General features: G+C 74.5%; 14 protein-coding genes and 1 pseudogene. 4 read left to right on the forward strand and 11 right to left on the reverse strand.

Annotated elements, in window-relative coordinates; translation table 11 throughout:
* Nucleotide 1: 1 nt before the first annotated feature.
* From V9U70_RS06450 to V9U70_RS06460, 3 genes are read right to left on the reverse strand one after another with little or no spacing between them, the layout of a single operon-like run.
* Nucleotides 2-1,690 (reverse strand): L-aspartate oxidase, encoded by a 1,689-nt coding sequence (locus V9U70_RS06450; RefSeq protein ID WP_336673492.1) that lies wholly within the window; start codon nt 1,688-1,690, stop codon nt 2-4.
* Entirely contained in the window at nt 1,687-2,748 is a 1,062-nt protein-coding gene (gene panC / locus V9U70_RS06455) for a pantoate--beta-alanine ligase (protein WP_336673493.1), read from the reverse strand. Before panC ends, V9U70_RS06450 begins: the two co-directional genes overlap by 4 nt.
* Entirely contained in the window at nt 2,745-3,695 is a 951-nt protein-coding gene (locus V9U70_RS06460) for a Rossmann-like and DUF2520 domain-containing protein (protein ID WP_336673494.1), read from the reverse strand. Before V9U70_RS06460 ends, panC begins: the two co-directional genes overlap by 4 nt.
* Nucleotides 3,696-3,895: 200 nt before the next feature.
* Between V9U70_RS06460 and V9U70_RS06465 the strand changes: the two are divergent.
* A pseudogene (locus V9U70_RS06465) lies at nt 3,896-4,531 on the forward strand (beta-eliminating lyase-related protein); the annotation flags it as partial.
* 64 nt (nt 4,532-4,595) lie between these two features.
* On the opposite strand, the gene V9U70_RS06470 reads toward V9U70_RS06465, so the two are convergent.
* Nucleotides 4,596-4,784, reverse strand: coding sequence for a hypothetical protein (locus V9U70_RS06470; protein ID WP_336673495.1), 189 nt, complete (start codon nt 4,782-4,784; stop codon nt 4,596-4,598).
* 103 nt (nt 4,785-4,887) lie between these two features.
* On the opposite strand from V9U70_RS06470, the gene V9U70_RS06475 reads away from it, so the two are divergent.
* Nucleotides 4,888-6,000 carry a DUF5937 family protein gene (locus tag V9U70_RS06475; RefSeq protein WP_336673547.1) on the forward strand — a complete coding sequence of 371 codons (1,113 nt, stop codon included), beginning with the start codon at nt 4,888-4,890 and terminating at the stop codon, nt 5,998-6,000.
* Nucleotides 6,001-6,072: 72 nt separating this feature from the next.
* Here V9U70_RS06475 and V9U70_RS06480 read toward each other — a convergent pair whose 3' ends face one another.
* The 3 genes from V9U70_RS06480 to V9U70_RS06490 are packed head-to-tail and all read right to left on the reverse strand — an operon-like array spanning nt 6,073 to nt 8,641.
* Nucleotides 6,073-6,681 carry an AAA family ATPase gene (locus V9U70_RS06480; protein ID WP_336673496.1) on the reverse strand — a complete coding sequence of 203 codons (609 nt, stop codon included), beginning with the start codon at nt 6,679-6,681 and terminating at the stop codon, nt 6,073-6,075.
* A gap of 28 nt (nt 6,682-6,709) precedes the next feature.
* Nucleotides 6,710-7,384, reverse strand: a complete 675-nt coding sequence (locus V9U70_RS06485; RefSeq protein WP_336673497.1) for a response regulator transcription factor — start codon at nt 7,382-7,384, stop codon at nt 6,710-6,712.
* Nucleotides 7,385-7,438: 54 nt separating this feature from the next.
* A complete protein-coding gene (locus tag V9U70_RS06490; RefSeq protein WP_336673498.1) occupies nt 7,439-8,641 on the reverse strand; it encodes a sensor histidine kinase in 1,203 nt (400 codons plus the stop codon).
* Between the two features lie 95 nt (nt 8,642-8,736).
* Here V9U70_RS06490 and V9U70_RS06495 point away from each other — a divergent pair, with 95 nt between their 5' ends.
* Both V9U70_RS06495 and V9U70_RS06500 read left to right on the forward strand, forming a co-directional pair.
* Nucleotides 8,737-9,732 carry an SAM-dependent methyltransferase gene (locus V9U70_RS06495; protein WP_336673499.1) on the forward strand — a complete coding sequence of 332 codons (996 nt, stop codon included), beginning with the start codon at nt 8,737-8,739 and terminating at the stop codon, nt 9,730-9,732.
* Between the two features lie 119 nt (nt 9,733-9,851).
* On the forward strand, nt 9,852-10,994 hold the full coding sequence (locus tag V9U70_RS06500; protein ID WP_336673500.1) for an NADH-quinone oxidoreductase subunit D: 1,143 nt from the start codon (nt 9,852-9,854) through the stop codon (nt 10,992-10,994).
* Nucleotides 10,995-11,016: 22 nt separating this feature from the next.
* Here V9U70_RS06500 and V9U70_RS06505 read toward each other — a convergent pair whose 3' ends face one another.
* The 4 genes from V9U70_RS06505 to V9U70_RS06520 form a co-directional block, all read right to left on the reverse strand.
* Nucleotides 11,017-12,330, reverse strand: coding sequence for a hypothetical protein (locus V9U70_RS06505; protein ID WP_336673501.1), 1,314 nt, complete (start codon nt 12,328-12,330; stop codon nt 11,017-11,019).
* Nucleotides 12,331-12,478: 148 nt separating this feature from the next.
* A complete protein-coding gene (locus V9U70_RS06510) occupies nt 12,479-13,444 on the reverse strand; it encodes an ABC transporter substrate-binding protein (RefSeq protein WP_336673502.1) in 966 nt (321 codons plus the stop codon).
* Nucleotides 13,445-13,554: 110 nt separating this feature from the next.
* Complete coding sequence (locus V9U70_RS06515; protein WP_336673503.1) at nt 13,555-14,229, reverse strand: ABC transporter permease; 675 nt, start codon at nt 14,227-14,229, stop codon at nt 13,555-13,557.
* Between the two features lie 2 nt (nt 14,230-14,231).
* Nucleotides 14,232-15,014 (reverse strand): ABC transporter permease, encoded by a 783-nt coding sequence (locus V9U70_RS06520; RefSeq protein ID WP_336673504.1) that lies wholly within the window; start codon nt 15,012-15,014, stop codon nt 14,232-14,234.
* Nucleotides 15,015-15,061: the final 47 nt, after the last annotated feature.

A 15,061-nucleotide genomic window follows, 5' to 3' on the forward strand; every position in this document is an offset into this window, starting at 1 on the left:
GTCAGTCTGCGCAGTCCGCGGGGCGTACGGGCGGGAACGCGGCGGTCCGCGTGCGGTGGACGGCCGGGGCCCGGTCGGGCCCGACCCGGACCACCAGGTGGTGGCGTCCGTGCTCGTCGTCGCGGTCGGGCCGGTCCTCGCGCCAGTGGCAGCCGCGGGTCTCCTCGCGGGCCCGTGCGGCGGCGACCAGGACCCGGGAGACCAGGAGCAGATTGGTCACCTCCCAGGCGTCGACCCCGGGGACGACGGCCTTGGGCCCTTCCGCGTCCGTGTCGGCTCCGCGGTACAGGGCCTCCAGCTCCTCGGCCGCGGTGGCCAGGCTCTCGGCGGAGCGCAGGACTCCGGCCCCCCGGGTCATGGTGCGCTGGATCGCCCTACGGGCCTCGGGGGCGAGCAGCGGGGCCGGCTCGTCGTCCCGCGGCGGGGCGGGGCGGGTGCGGGGCGGGCGGGTCCCGGCGATGTCGGCGGCGATGCGCTCGGCGAAGACCAGGCCCTCCAGGAGGGAGTTGGACGCCAGCCGGTTGGCGCCGTGCACACCGGTGCAGGCGACCTCGCCGCAGGCGTACAGGCCGGGGACGGTGGTGCGCCCCCGCAGGTCGGTGCGGACGCCGCCGGAGGCGTAGTGCGCGGCCGGGGCGACCGGCACCGGCTCGGTGACCGGGTCGATGCCGTGGGCGCGGCAGGCCGCCAGGATGGTCGGGAAGCGCTGCTCCCACATCCGGGCCCCGAAGTGCCGGGCGTCCAGATACATGTGTTCCGTGCCGTGCTCGTGCATCCGGCGGGTGATGGCCTTGGCGACGATGTCGCGGGGGGCCAGCTCGGCCAGCTCGTGCTGCCCGGTCATGAAGCGGACGCCGTCGCCGTCGACGAGGTGGGCCCCTTCCCCGCGGACGGCCTCGGAGACCAGGGGCTGCTGGCCCTCGGATTCCGCGCCGAGGAAGAGAACGGTGGGGTGGAACTGGACGAACTCCAGGTCGGAGACCTCCGCCCCGGCCCGCAGCGCGAGCGCCACGCCGTCACCGGTGGAGACGGACGGGTTGGTGGTCGCGGAGAAGACCTGGCCCATGCCGCCGGTGGCCAGCACGACCGAGGGGGCCCTGACCGCGCCGACGCCGTCGTGCTGGCCCTCGCCCATCACGTGCAGGGAGACCCCTGCCGTGCGGCCTTCCGAGTCGGTGAGCAGGTCCAGGACCAGGGCGTTCTCGATGGTGTGCAGGGCGGCCGCGCGGACCGCCTCCACCAGGGCGCGGGAGATCTCCGCGCCGGTGGCGTCGCCGCCCGCGTGGGCGATGCGGCGGCGGTGGTGGCCGCCCTCGCGGGTCAGCGCGATGTCACCGCTGTCCGTGGTGTCGAAGTGCGCGCCGGTGGTGATCAGGCGGCGTACGGCGCCGGGGCCCTCGGTGACCAGGGTGCGGACGGCCTCCTCGTCGCAGAGGCCCGCGCCCGCGACGAGGGTGTCGTCGAGGTGCTGCTCGGGGGTGTCGCCCTCGCCGAGGGCGGCGGCGATGCCGCCCTGGGCCCAGCGGGTCGAGCCGTCGTCGAGGCGGGCCTTGGTGACGACGACCGTGTCCAGACCGGCCGCCGCGCACCGCAGCGCCGCGGTGAGCCCGGCGACCCCGGAGCCGACCACCACGACGTCCGCGTCGATGGCCCAGCCGGGGGCGGGGGCGGTCAGCCGTATTCCGGTCACGAGAGGGCTCCGAAGGTGAGGGGGATGTTGTCGATGAGACGGGTCTCGCCGACCCGGGCGGCGACGGCGAGGATCGCCTCCCCGCTCTCGCGGTCGTCGGGGACCTCGGTGAAGTCGGCCGGGTCCACCAGGGCCAGGTAGTCCAGGGCGAGCGGCGCCCTGGCGCGGGCGGCGGCCTCTTCCAGGATCGTGCGGGCGGCGGCGCGGACGGCGGCGGGCGCCCCGTTGGGCCGGGCCAGCGCCACGGCCTGGGCGTCGGCCGCCGCGCGGGCCTCGCCGAGCCGGTTGAGCCCGGCGGCCCGGTCGCCGGCGGGGGCGGTGGCCTTGGCCCGCTCGTGCAGCGCCTGCTGGGCGGCCAGCCGGTCGCGGGCCGCGAACAGGGCGCGCGGCAGGGCCAGGGCGGTGCGCCGCTCCTGCGGGGAGAGGAACCGGTTGCGGCTGGAGAGGGCGAGGCCGTCGGGGTCCCGGACGGTGGGGACGCCGGTGATACGGACGCCGAAGTTCAGATCGCGGACCATGCGGCGGATGAGGGCCAGCTGCTGGGCGTCCTTCTGCCCGTAGAACGCCTCGTGGGGGCGGGTCAGGTGGAGGAGCTTGGCGACGACGGTGAGCATGCCGTCGAAGTGGCCGGGCCGGGACGCGCCTTCGAGGCGCTCCCCCATCGGGCCGGCGGTGATGCGGACCTGGGGCTCGCCGCCGGGGTAGACCTCGTCCACGGCGGGGGCGAAGACGGCGTCGGCGCCCGCCGCGCCGGCGACCTCCAGGTCGGCGTCCAGCGTGCGCGGGTAGCGGTCGAGGTCGGCCGCCTCGCCGAACTGGAGCGGGTTCACGAAGACGGTGGCCACGACCTGGCCCGCCGCGCCCACCGCGGTGCGGGCGGCACGGATCAGGGTGGCGTGGCCCTCGTGGAGGGCGCCCATCGTCATGACGACGGCGCGCCGGGCCCCGGCCGGGCGGGGCAGGGCGTCCAGCTCCGCGGCGGTGAGCAGGAGGGCGGGGGCGGCCGGGCGGGGGGTCCCGCCTCCGGCGCCCGCGGTGCTTCCGGTCGGGGTCGTCATCGGGTCTCCCCCGGTCCGGGGCCGCCCGGGCGGCCCTCCTGATCGGCCAGGACGACGAGCAGGTCCTCGGCCAGCTCCGCCTTGAGCAGGCCGTGGGCGAGCGCCCGGTCGGCGGTGGCGCGGGCCATCGCGAGATAGCCGGCCACCGCCTGCGGGGCGTGGGCGCGCAACTCGCCGACGTGGGCGGCGACCGTGCCGGCGTCCCCCCGGGCGACCGGGCCGGTCAGCGCGGCGTCGCCGGAGCGCAGGGCGTTGTCCAGGGCCGCACCGAGGAGCGGGCCGAGCATGCGGTCCGGGGCGGTGACCCCGGCCTTGGCCAGCAGCTCCATCGACTGGGCGACCAGGGTGACCAGGTGGTTCGCTCCCAGGGCGAGGGCCGCGTGGTAAAGCGGGCGGGACTCCTCCGCGATCCATTCGGGCTCGCCGCCCATCTCGATGACCAGCGCCTCTGCGGCGAGCCGCAGCTCCTGGGGGGCGGTGACGCCGAAGGAGCAGCCGGCGAGCCGCTGGACGTCGACGGCGGTGCCGGTGAACGTCATCGCCGGGTGCAGCGCGAGCGGCAGGGCCCCGGCCCGCAGCGCGGGGGTCAGGACCTTCGCCCCGTACCGCCCGGAGGTGTGGACGAGCAGTTGGCCCGGCCGTACGGCGCCGGTCTCCGCGAGGCCCTCCACCAGGGTGGGCAGCACGTCGTCGGGGACGGTGAGCAGCACCAGCTCCGCGCGGGCGAGCACCTCGGCGGGCTCCACCAGAGGCACGTCGGGGAGCAGGTCGGCCGCACGGCGGCGGGAGGCGTCGGAGACGCCCGACACGGCCACCGGTCGGTGACCGGCGAGCTGGAGCGAGGCGGCGAGGGCGGGGCCGACCCGGCCCGCGCCGACGACGCCGACGCTCAGACGGGCGGGGCGGTCCCTCGCGTCGAGGGGTTCTGGAGAAGCTGATGCGTTCACGCGGCGATGGCCTTCCGTTCCAGTCCGCGGGGGGTACCGGACGATTTATCTGCATGCTACGCCAGCGTTTCGAAAGAACCCCTCCCGCTGCCCACAGCCTGTGGATAACTCCGCGGGCCGGCCGGGGACCCGCGGGCGCGCTGTCAGAGGTCCGGGCGATGATCGTCCCACGGTGCAGGCGGACGAGCAGGAGTGGCGGCGGCGCAGGCCGACCGCGTGGCGGGCGGCGCACGGTGCGTCCGACGTCCGAGCCGAGGCTGCCGAGCGCGGAGGAGGTCCGCGAGTCCCCCGAGCCGTTCGGCACGCTGATGCTGGAGCTGCCGCTGCGGGACGCCGGGTTCGTCCTGCCCGCGTGGGAGGAGCTGACGGCGGTGGTGGAGGCGGCCCGCGAGCGGGACGCGGCGGTCCACTTCGACGGGGCGCGGCTGTGGGAGTGCGGTGCGCGCTTCGGGCGGGGGCCGTCGGAGGTCGCCCATCTCGCGGACACCGTGTACGTGTCGTTCTACAAGTCGCTGGGCGGACTGTCCGGCCCGGCGCCGGCGGAGGGCCTGGCGGCGTCGGGGGTCCCGTGGTTCCGGGTGCGCCCGGGACCACCGCACACCCACCGGTTCCAGGACTGGCTGCCGTACGGGGCCGGGGCGCTGGACGAGGCGCCGGTGCGGCAGGCGGAGGAGACGGGCGTGACGCTGTTTTGCCGCTGGTCCGCGGGGGCGGGCGGCACGGGCCTGCCGCCGGGCGTCTCGTACACCGAGGTGACCGAAGCGGCGGGCGGCCTGCTGTGGGCGGCCGCCGACGTACGGGAGGCGGTGGCCGGGTTCGTGGGACTCCTGGAGTAGGGGAGCGCCTGGGGCCCGCCCGCACGAGGGCCCTTCCCGGACATCGCGCCCGCCCGCCGGGCCGTCAGCCCACGGACGGGCCCGCCCCGTCGCCGCCCGTGGCCGGGGCGCGGGGCGTCGGGGGGTGGGTGAGCCAGTGCCGGTACAGGGAGCGCAGGGCCGAGCGGTCGTGCAGGCCCGGCGGCGGGGGCACGGGCTCCGCCCGCACCCCCGCACGGTAGGCGTCGAGCATGTGCTGCTGAAGGGCGTCCATGCGTCCAGCGTGCGCAGGTCACCGCGAGGACGCTCGCTGATTGACGATCCCCGTCAAGGCGAACGACGGCCCGCCCGCCGGGCCCCACTATGGAGGGGTGAGTGTGCACATAGACATCGCGGGCCTGCCCGCCGAGCGCGTCGTTTTCGCGACCTCCCCCCTGGCCGAACTGGGTCTCGCCCTGCACGCGCTCTCGGAGCCGGGGCACCATCCGGGGCTGCACGGCTGGGCGACCGCGACGGCGGCGGCGCTGGAGCCCGACCTCGCGGACCGGATGGTGGAGGCGGAGTTCCTCTGGCGCACCACCTTCTCCGATGTCTTCCTGCCGTTCTCCGGGGTCCGCGGCGGCGACGGCAGGACGGGGGCGGACCTCGCGGAGGACCTGGACATCCTGGACCGGCTGGACGACGAGCGGTTCGTCGCGGCGGCGCTGGAGTTCACCTGCGCCAGCCAGTACGGGGCCGGGGCCCCCTCTCCGCTGGGCGACGCCCGCATGAGGGCCCGCGCCCTGGACCTGGCGGCGGCGCGCGGCCCGCAGCAGGTGGAGTTCACGCAGCGGCTGCTGGCCGACCCCGGCTCCGTGCGCGGCTGGATACGGCGGCTCTTCGAGGACTGCGACCAGGCGTTCTTCGCGGACACCTGGCGCCGGGTCTCCGTCCAGCTGGTCGCCGACGCCCGTCACAAGACGGAGCTGCTCCGGCGCAAGGGGCTGCCGGAGGCGATCGGCGCTGTCTCCGCTGCCGTGACCCTGGACGGGGGCGCGGACCGCATCAGCGTCGACAAGCTCAGCGAGGGCCGGACCACCGCCGTCGACCCGGGCGTCGGCCCGGGGCTGACGCTCATCCCGACGAGCTTCGGGTGGCCGCACCTGATGGTGCTGCACGCCCCGGGTTGGCGGCCGGTGATCCACTACCCGGTCCACCTGCCCGACCTGCCCTCGCCCGCCTCGGTGGAGCTGCTCCAGTTGCGCATGGAGGCGCTGGCCCACCCGATGCGGATGCGGCTCTGCCGCAACCTCGCCCGCTCTCCGTACTCCACCGGCGAGCTGGCCGACTCGCACGGCATCACCGCCCCCGAGGTGTCCCGGCACCTCTCCCTGCTCAAGAAGGCGGGTCTGGTCACCACGCGCCGTCGCGGACGTTACGTCCTGCACCAGCTGGACCTGACCGTCGTCGCCCGGCTCGGCAGCGACTTCCTGGAGGGCGTGCTGCGCTGAGCGGGCCCGGCCGTCGGCCTCCGGGGCGGGGGCGGCTCCCCGGAAGGCGTGCCGCCCCGGGCGTCCCGGGCGTCAGTCGAAGCGGATGTGCCGGATGCTCGTCCAGGTCCGCCGCAGCCGGTGCCGGAGCCTGCCGTCGGTGTCCGGCGCGGGCGTCAGGCCCGCCGCCTTCGCCACCACGTCCGCCGTCTGCGCGACGGTCAGCCGGTCGTTACGGACGTGGTGGGCGAACTCCGCGCCCGCGAGCCGCTCCAGGCAGTCGTCCAGCCGGCTCACGGCGAAGGCCTCCCGCCGCAGCCCCCGCCCGACGCTCCGCCCGCGCAACCGCCGCAGGACCGTCTCCCGCTCGGCGAGCAGGGCGGTGTGGTGGACGGTGTGGCCGTCCTCGCGCAGCCGCCCGACGATCTCCGTGAAGTACCCCGGGTCGACCAGCGTCATCGGCACGATCACCGGCCCCGGGTGGCCGTCCAGCGCGATGCCGAGCACCTCGCGCACACCGCACCGCCAGGCAGCCAGGTCCTGGAAGTCGCCGCGGAGCCGGGGCGGCAGCGTCCGGTGCAGACCGAAACCGATGTGCTCCGGGTCGCAGACCACGCTGCCGGGGAACCGGCGGCGCAGCTCGTACGCCGTCTGGGTCTTTCCGCCGCCGAACGGTCCGTTGATCCACAGCAGTGTGCCCACGCTCGGCTTCCCTCCGGTCCGTGACCGCTCAGCCCGCCCCGCCGCCCGCCCGGACCAGCCCGGTCTCGTAGGCGAGGACGACGACCTGGACCCGGTCGCGGAGGTTCAGCTTGGTGAGGATGCGGCCGACGTGCGTCTTGACCGTCGCCTCGGAGAGCACGAGCCGAGCCGCGATCTCCCCGTTCGACAGCCCCTGCGCGACCAGCAGCATGACCTCCCGCTCACGTTCGGTGAGCTTGGCGATGTGCTTGTTCTTCGGCTCCTTCTCGCCGCTGGGCAGCAGCGGCGAGAACCGGTCGAGCAGCCGACGGGTGGTGGAGGGGGCGACGACCGCGTCGCCGCTGTGCACGGAACGGATCGCGGCGAGCAGCTCGGCGGGCGGCACGTCCTTGAGCATGAAACCGCTGGCCCCCGCCTTCAGCCCGGAGAAGGCGTACTCGTCGAGGTCGAACGTGGTCAGGATGAGCACCTTGGGCGGGTCCTGCTGGGCGCAGATGCGGCGGGTCGCCTCGACCCCGTCCAGCCGGGGCATGCGGACGTCCATCAGCACCACGTCCACGGCGGTGGACCGCAGGGCCTCGATCGCCTCGGCCCCGTCCCCGGCCTCGGCCACGACCTCCATGTCGGGCTGCGCGGCGAGCACCATCCGGAAACCGGTCCGCAGCAGCACCTGGTCGTCGACGAGCATCACACGGATGGCCATGGGGATCGTGTCCTGTCCTGGGGTCGTGGTGGTCGAAGAAGTCATGGGGCGCGGTCAGTCCGCGGGCTTGAGCGGCAGCAGGGCGCTGATGCGGAATCCGCCGCCGGGCCGCGGCCCGGCGTCCAGGGTGCCTCCGACCATGCCGACCCGCTCCCGCATCCCGATCATCCCGTGCCCGGCGCCGTCCGCGCCGCCGTCCTCGTACAGCTCGTGCGCCGCGCCCCGGCCGTCGTCCTCGACCAGCAGCCCCAGGCCGTCGTCGAAATAGACCAGCCGGACGCTGGCCCCGGCCTCGGGACCGCCGTGCTTGCGGGTGTTCGTGAGGGCTTCCTGCACGATGCGGTACGCGGTCAGCTCCACGCCGCTGGGCAGCGGCCGGGGGGTGCCCTCGACCTTGAAGTCCACTTCGAGTCCGGTCCGCCGGACCTGCTCGACCAGGTCCTCGATCTGCTCCACATCGGGCTGCGGCACGTATTCGCCGCTCTCCGGGCCGTCGCCGGTCCGCAGCACCCCGAGCAGCCGGCGCATCTCGGCGAGCGCCTGGCGGCCGGTGCTGGAGATGGTCTCCAGCGCCTGGCGGGCCTGGTCGGGGGCGGCGTCCATCACATAGGCGGCGCCGTCGGCCTGCACCACCATCACGGACACGTTGTGCGCGACGACGTCGTGCAGTTCGCGGGCGATCCGGGCGCGCTCTGCGGCCACCGCGACCTTGGACTGCGCCTCGCGCTCGCGCTCCAGCCGCGCGGCGCGCTCCTCCAGCTGGCTGAAGTAGGCCCGCCGCGTCCGCAGCGAGTCACCGAGCACCCAGGCCAGCACGAACGGCACCGTCATGACGATCGTCACGAAGACCAGCTCGGCGAAGGAGCCGCCGGGCTCGGGGTCCCACCGCAGCTGGGACAGGGCGGCCGCGCTCAGGCTGCACACGAGGGCGAGCCGGGACGCCCAGCGCTCCCCGACCATGGCCACCGTGAACGTCACCGCGAGCATGGCGAAGTTCCCGATGCCGGGCCGGACGTCGACCACCAGCTGGGCGACGCCCACCGCGATGGCGAGCAGCAGCATCTTCTCCGGGGCGCGCCGGCGCAGGGCCATCACCGTGGCGAGCCCGAGCGCGACCGGAACGGCGAGGAGCTGCTCCCGTCCCGTGTCGTACATGCCCGACGCCGACGACACGCCGGAGAGCCCGAGGAGGACGACCGCCCAGAAGACGTCGACGCCCGTCGGGTGTCTGCGGAGAAAATCGTAGAGGCGCTGCACGTGACCCAGCGTAGGGACAGCGAATCGATACCGGGTCAACCGGAGGGTCGATCCAGTTACGGGGACCGTACTCCCCAAGGTGGAGACTTGCCCACGTGACGGACGAGTGGCGTGGTTGGCGGGAGGCGGCTCAGACCGCTCTGTACGGGTATGCAGGCTTCTATCGCAGCCCGGACCGGAGCCCGGCGGGGCCGGCGGGCCACTTCCGTACCTCGGTCCACGCCTCGCCGCTGTTCGCCGCGGCGGTGGCCCGGCTGCTGGCCGCGACCGCCCGGCAGCTGGACACCGGCACGGTCGCGTTCGTCGACGTGGGCGCGGGGCGCGGCGAGCTGCTGACCGGGGTGCTGGCGGCGGTGCCGGACGGCCTCACGGTGACCCCGTACGCGGTCGAGGTCGCCGCCCGGCCCCCGGGGCTGGACCCCCGGATCGAGTGGTGCGCCGAGCCGCCGCGGGGCGTCACCGGACTGCTGTTCGCCAACGAGTGGCTGGACAACGTGCCGGCCGAGGTGGCGGAAGCGGACTCGGACGGGGTCCCCCGCTATGTGCAGGTGCGGACCTCCGACGGCGCGGAGCGGCTCGGCCCCCCGGTGACCGGCGCCGACGCCGACTGGCTGGAGCGCTGGTGGCCGCTGTCCGCGCCGGGCGAGCGGGCGGAGATCGGCCGCACCCGGGACGCGGCCTGGGCGCGGGCGGTCGGCTCGCTCGGGGCGGGGCTCGCGGTGGCGGTGGACTACGCCCACGTACGGGGCGGGCGGCCGCCCTTCGGGACGCTGACCGGCTTCCGGGAGGGGCGCGAGGTGCGCCCGGTGCCGGACGGCTCCTGCGATCTGACCGCGCATGTGGCGCTCGACGCGTGCGCGGCGGCGGTCCCCGCGGCGCCGGGCCGCACCGGCGAGCCGGAGCTGACGGACCAGCGGACGGCGCTCGGCCGGCTGGGGATCGGCGGACAGCGGCCGCCTCTGGGCCTGGCATCCACCGATCCGGCGGGGTACGTGCGGGCCCTGGCGGCGGCGGGCGAGGCAGCGGAGCTGACCGCGCGCGGCGGCCTCGGCGACTTCGGCTGGCTGCTGCACCGGGTCGGCGGGCGATGAGGGCCACGAGGCCGGGGCCGGGCCCCGGCCGACGGTCCGGGCGGGCGGTGACGCCAGGGGCGGGCGGGGGTCGCGGCGGGGGTGCGGCCCGGGGACGCGGTCAGGGAATACTGGGCCGCATGACGGAGACGACGATCGGTATCGGCGGCGCGGCGGAGAGCACCGACATGGTGCTGAACATCGGCCCCCAGCACCCCTCGACGCACGGGGTGCTCCGGCTGCGCATCGTCCTGGACGGTGAGCGCGTCCGGCACGCCGAGCCGGTCATCGGCTATATGCACCGGGGCGCGGAGAAGCTCTTCGAGGCACGCGACTACCGGCAGATCATCATGCTCGCCAACCGGCATGACTGGCTCTCGGCGTTCTCGAACGAGCTGGGCGTCGTGATGGCCGTCGAGCGGATGCTCGGCATGGAGGTCCCCGAGCGCGCGGTCTGGACGCGGACGCTGCTCGCCGAGCTGAACCGGGTCCTCAACCACCTGATGTTCCTCGGCTCCTACCCCCTCGAACTCGGCGGCATCACGCCGGTCTTCCACGCCTTCCGGGAACGCGAGGAGCTCCAGGCCGTGATGGAGGAGGTCTCCGGCGGCCGGATGCACTACATGTTCAACCGGGTCGGCGGCCTCAAGGAGGACGTTCCGGCGGGCTGGTCCGGCCGGGTCCGCGACGCCGTCGCCTCGGTCCGCTCCCGTATGGACGTGCACGAGAACCTCGTCCTCGGCAACGAGATCTTCCGGGGCCGTACGCGCGACGTGGGGGTGCTGTCGGCCGGGGCGGTGCACGCGTACGGGGTGTCGGGGCCGATCGCCCGCGCCTCGGGCGTCGACTTCGACCTGCGGCGCGACGAGCCGTATCTCGCGTACGGGGAGCTCCAGGACACCCTGAAGGTCGTCACCCGGACCGAGGGCGACTGCCTCGCCCGCTTCGAGTGCCTCCTGGAACAGACCCTCAACGCCCTGGACCTCGCGGACGCCTGCCTGGACCGGATGGCCGAGCTGGCTCCGGGACCGGTCAACCAGCGGCTGCCCAAGGTGCTCAAGGCCCCGGAGGGCCACACCTACGCCTGGACGGAGAACCCGCTGGGCGTCAACGGTTACTACCTGGTGTCCAAGGGCGAGAAGACGCCGTACCGGCTGAAGCTGCGCTCGGCCTCGTTCAACAACATCCAGGCGCTCACCGAGCTGCTGCCGGGCACCCTGGTCGCCGACATGGTGGCGATCCTGGGCTCGCTGTTCTTCGTCGTCGGCGACATCGACAAGTAGCGCGGGACCGCGCGGCCGGAGGTCAGGAGACCGCGCCGCGCAGTTTCGCCACGTCGAACTGCTCGGTCTCGTCGTGCGCGGTGAGGTCGATGACCTTGCCGACGACCCGGCTGGGGACGGCCCCCGTGCGGTGGTCGGCGAGCGCCTCCTCGCCGACGACGTCCGCGAGGTCCTCGTTCTGCACGGACTCGATCGCCGTGTTCGCCTTCTGGGTGCCGAAGAAGTCGAAGCTTCCCCGGGGCGCCAGGTGGCGGCGGGCCGCGGCGTACGGGACGACGGCCGAGGCGGCCTGGGGGGTGCGCGGCACGTGCACCGGGGCAGCGGAGGCGACGGGCTGAGGGGCCGGGGCCTGGGCGCTCGGGGGCTGAGGGGCCGGGGGCTGGGCGCTCGGGGGCTGAGGGGCCGGGGGCTGGACGCTCGGGGGCTGAGGGGCCGGGGCCTTCGTGAGGGGCGAGGAGCTCGTGGCCGGGGCGGGCGTGCCCGCAGAGGCGGGAGCGCTCGGCGGCGTGTGCGGCCTCGGCCCGTTCGGCGTGGGCACGTTCGGCGTCGCCGCGTTCGGCGTCGCCGCGTTCGGCGTCGCCGCGTTCGGCGTGGACGGGTCGACCGGAGCCGGGGCGTTCGGCTGCGGGGCGGGCCAGGCGGTCGACGGACGGCGGTGCTGGGGAGCCGTGGGGCCGCCCGCCCCGGCGACCGCCGCGTGCTTCCCCCGCGGGCCCTCGTCCTCGTCCCGTGCGCCGGGGCGGGACGAGGAAGCGGGCAGATCGCGCTTGCGGGCCTTCTGGAGCGCCGCGTTGCGCGTGAGGTTCAGCAGGGCCTCGTCCGCACGCCGGTAGGACTCCGGGGTCGGTGTGGACCGCGCGGGCAGCAGCTCCCGAGGCGCCTCGGCCTCGATGACGAGCCGTCGGCGGCCCTCCAGCGCGCTGGCCCGCTCGGTCTCGGCGTTGGCGTAGCGGCGCAGCAGCCCGGCGTGCTCTCCGCGCAGTCCGGCCAGCTCCACCCGCTTGCGGCGGAGCTTGGTCTCCAGACGGGTGCGCAGCTCGCGCGACTCCTCCAGGTCCTGCTCCAGCTCGGCTATCCGCTCCTCCGCGCGCCACGCGTCGCCGGCGCGGGCCCGCTCCAGCTCGGCGACCCGCAGCCCCGCGGCGCGGTCCCAGCTGCGCATCAGCCAGGCACCGGTGACGGCGGCGGCCGCCACGGCGGCGACCAGGCCGCGCAGGGCCAGGGGCTCTGCGAGCAGCCAGGCGCCGGTGGCGCCGACGACCGACACGCCTGCCACCAGCGAGGGCGGCAGGATTTTGTGCAGGGGCGGCGAATGACGGTGGCGTCCACGTGGCATGGCCTGAAATTTACCGTGTGTACGGACCGCTTGGGGGGCCGCCCGGCAATCTGTTCCCCGCCGGTTACCTCACGGCTCGCCGAAAAACCGTCAGGAGGTCACCGGACGCCCGCATTTCGTTCTCGGGGGCGTCCGGTGAGGCGCCCTTCTACTTCTTGATCAGGTTCTTCGTCCGCAGATACTCCGCCGCCACGTCGGTGGGCTTGGCACGCTCCGCGTCGACCTTGCGGTTCAGTTCGGCGAGATCCTGTGTGGTGAGCGTGGAGGTGATCCTGTCGAGGGCCTCGGCGATCTCCGGAGCACCGGCGTCCTCCGCGTTCAGCACGGGCAGGACGTTGTCCGCGTTCTGGAGGTTCTTGTCGTCCTCCAGGAACACCAGCCCGTCCATCACCGCGTCCGTGGTGGTGGTCAGGACCAGCTGGACCTTGCCGTCGCGGACGGCCTGTTTGGACTGCGGCGTGCCGACGCCCTTGGGGTCGATGCCCGTGACGTCGATGCCGTACGTCTTCTTGAGTCCCGGTGCGCAGAACGGCCGCACCTCGCACTCGTCGCCCGCAGCGATCTTCACCTTGAGCTTGGACTCTCCCAGGTCGGAAAGGGTCGCGAGGTCGTTCTTCTCGGCGAATTCCTCGGACACCGCGAACGCGTTCTGGTCGACGGCCTTCCCGGCCGGGAGGACCTTGAGACCCAGGGGGCCCGCGAGCTTCTCCAGGGCGGCGACCGTCGCGTCGGCGTCCCCGGAGGCCACGGGCTCGTTCTGGGCGGCCTCCGCGCCGTTGACCTTGGCGTTGAGGAATTCGGCGAGGGTGGCGGCGTATTCCGGGACGACGTCGATCTCGCCCTTCTCCAGCGAGGGCTCGTACAGCTCACGGTTCTTCACCGTGGTGATGGAGGTGCTGTATCCGGCGTCGTCCAGGATCTGCGCGTAGAGCTCGGCGAGCACCTTGGACTCGGTGAACGAGGCGGAGCCGACGACCAGCGCCCCCTTCTTCCCGTCACCGGACGCGGCGCCGCTCTTCTCCTGCTCCAGGCTGTCGCCGCCACAGGCCGCGAGCGATCCGGCCAGCGCCATCGCGCCGATGACCGCTCCGGCTGTCCGCGAGGTCCTGCTCATGTTGTTCTCCGTCCGACCAGATGAAGGGTGACCAAAGGGTGTGCGTCAGCCGAAGCTGCCACACGGCGGTGCAGAGGAAGGCGGCAGGGCGTCGGCGGCCATCGGGGCCGTCAGGCGGGCCGGCGGCGGCGCAGCGGTGACAGCAGCCGGTCCAGGGCCACCAGCGCGCCCTCCACCAGCAGGGCCAGCGCGGCGACCAGCACCGCGCCCGCGAAGACCTGTGCCGTGTCGTACGTGTTGAACCCGGCGGTGATGATCCGGCCGAGGCCGCCGAGCCCGACCATGGCGGCGATCGAGGCGGTGGCCACGACCTGGACGGCGGCCGACCGCAGCCCCGCCATGATCATCGGGTGGGCGAGCGGCAGCTCGACCCGGACGAAGAGCTGCCCGCCCGACATCCCCATGCCGCGCGCGGCCTCCACCACGGAACGGTCCACCTCCCGCATCCCGACGTAGGCGTTGGTCAGCAGCGGGGGCACCGCGAACAGCACGAGCGCGATGATGGTGGGCCAGTAACCGGAGTGGCGCAGCGGCGTGATCATGAACAGGGCCAGCACCGCGAAGACGGGCACCGCCCGCCCGACGTTGGAGACGTTGACCGCGAGCGCGCCCCCCTTGCCGATGTGCCCCAGATACAGGGCGATGGGCAGGGCGACGGCGCAGGCCAGCGCCAGGGCGACCCCGCTCACATACAGGTGCTCGCCGAGCCGGTGCGCGGCCCCGCCGTCCCCCGACCAGTTGGCCCCGGTCGTCAGCCAGGCCCACGCGTCGCCGATGACTCCCATGGTCAGACCGCCTCCGCCTCGGTCTTCGCCCGCGCCGGAGCGGGCGGCCCCGCAGCGCCGCCCAGCCCGTCCGGGCCCCCGCTTCCGTCCCCGGCCCGCGCGGACGCGCGGGCGGCGCCGGATATCCGCGTCCAGGGAGTCAGCAGCCGCTGGAGGCCGAGCAGCAGCAGGTCGGCCGCGACCGCGAGCAGCACGCACAGGACGGACGCGGCCAGCACCTGGGCCTTGAAGAAGCTCGGCAGCGCGTCCTCGATGAGATTGCCGAGGCCGCCCTTGCCGACGAGCGAGCCGACCGTCGTCAGCGCGACCGTCGACACGGTGACGATCCGCAGCCCCGCCATCAGCGCGGGCAGCGCCAGCGGAAGCTCCACCTCCCACAGCAGCCGCGCCGGGCCGTATCCCATGCCCCGGGCGGCCTCCTTGGCCTCCTGCGGCACGGCTTCGAGACCGGCCAGGATGTTCCGCACGAGGATGGTCAGCGAGTAGAGCACCAGGCCGGTGACGACCAGCGCGGACGAGAGCCCGAACAGGGGCAGCAGCAGCGAGAACATCGCCAGCGAGGGCACGGTGTAGAGCACGGTCGTCAGCCCCAGCACCGGGCCGGCGAAGTGCCGGCCCCGGCGGGCGAGCAGCGCCAGCGGAAAGGCGACCGCGAGTCCGATCAGCACCGAGACCGCGGTGATCTGGAGGTGCTGCACGGTCGCGTCGGTCAACTCCTGGCCGCGGGAGCGCAGATACTCCCCGCAGACCCAGTCGTTCGTCACCAGGCAGCTCTGCTCGGCCATCCGCCCCCACCTCCTGCTCTCCCTCGTCGCCCCGGATCGGACTGATG

This window comes from Streptomyces pratensis (assembly GCF_037137275.1).
In the GTDB taxonomy this organism is placed as follows: domain Bacteria; phylum Actinomycetota; class Actinomycetes; order Streptomycetales; family Streptomycetaceae; genus Streptomyces; species Streptomyces pratensis_B.

Excerpts from the sequence above, each read along its gene's own strand:
- V9U70_RS06500 (WP_336673500.1), top strand. The coding sequence starts at position 9,852 with ATGACGGAGACGACGATCGGTATCGGCGGCGCGGCGGAGAGCACCGAC.
- V9U70_RS06515 (WP_336673503.1), bottom strand. The coding sequence starts at position 14,229 with ATGGGAGTCATCGGCGACGCGTGGGCCTGGCTGACGACCGGGGCCAAC.
- V9U70_RS06485 (WP_336673497.1), bottom strand. The coding sequence starts at position 7,384 with ATGGCCATCCGTGTGATGCTCGTCGACGACCAGGTGCTGCTGCGGACC.
- V9U70_RS06510 (WP_336673502.1), bottom strand. The coding sequence starts at position 13,444 with ATGAGCAGGACCTCGCGGACAGCCGGAGCGGTCATCGGCGCGATGGCG.
- panC (WP_336673493.1), bottom strand. The coding sequence starts at position 2,748 with ATGACGACCCCGACCGGAAGCACCGCGGGCGCCGGAGGCGGGACCCCC.
- V9U70_RS06470 (WP_336673495.1), bottom strand. The coding sequence starts at position 4,784 with ATGGACGCCCTTCAGCAGCACATGCTCGACGCCTACCGTGCGGGGGTG.
- V9U70_RS06520 (WP_336673504.1), bottom strand. The coding sequence starts at position 15,014 with ATGGCCGAGCAGAGCTGCCTGGTGACGAACGACTGGGTCTGCGGGGAG.
- V9U70_RS06505 (WP_336673501.1), bottom strand. The coding sequence starts at position 12,330 with ATGCCACGTGGACGCCACCGTCATTCGCCGCCCCTGCACAAAATCCTG.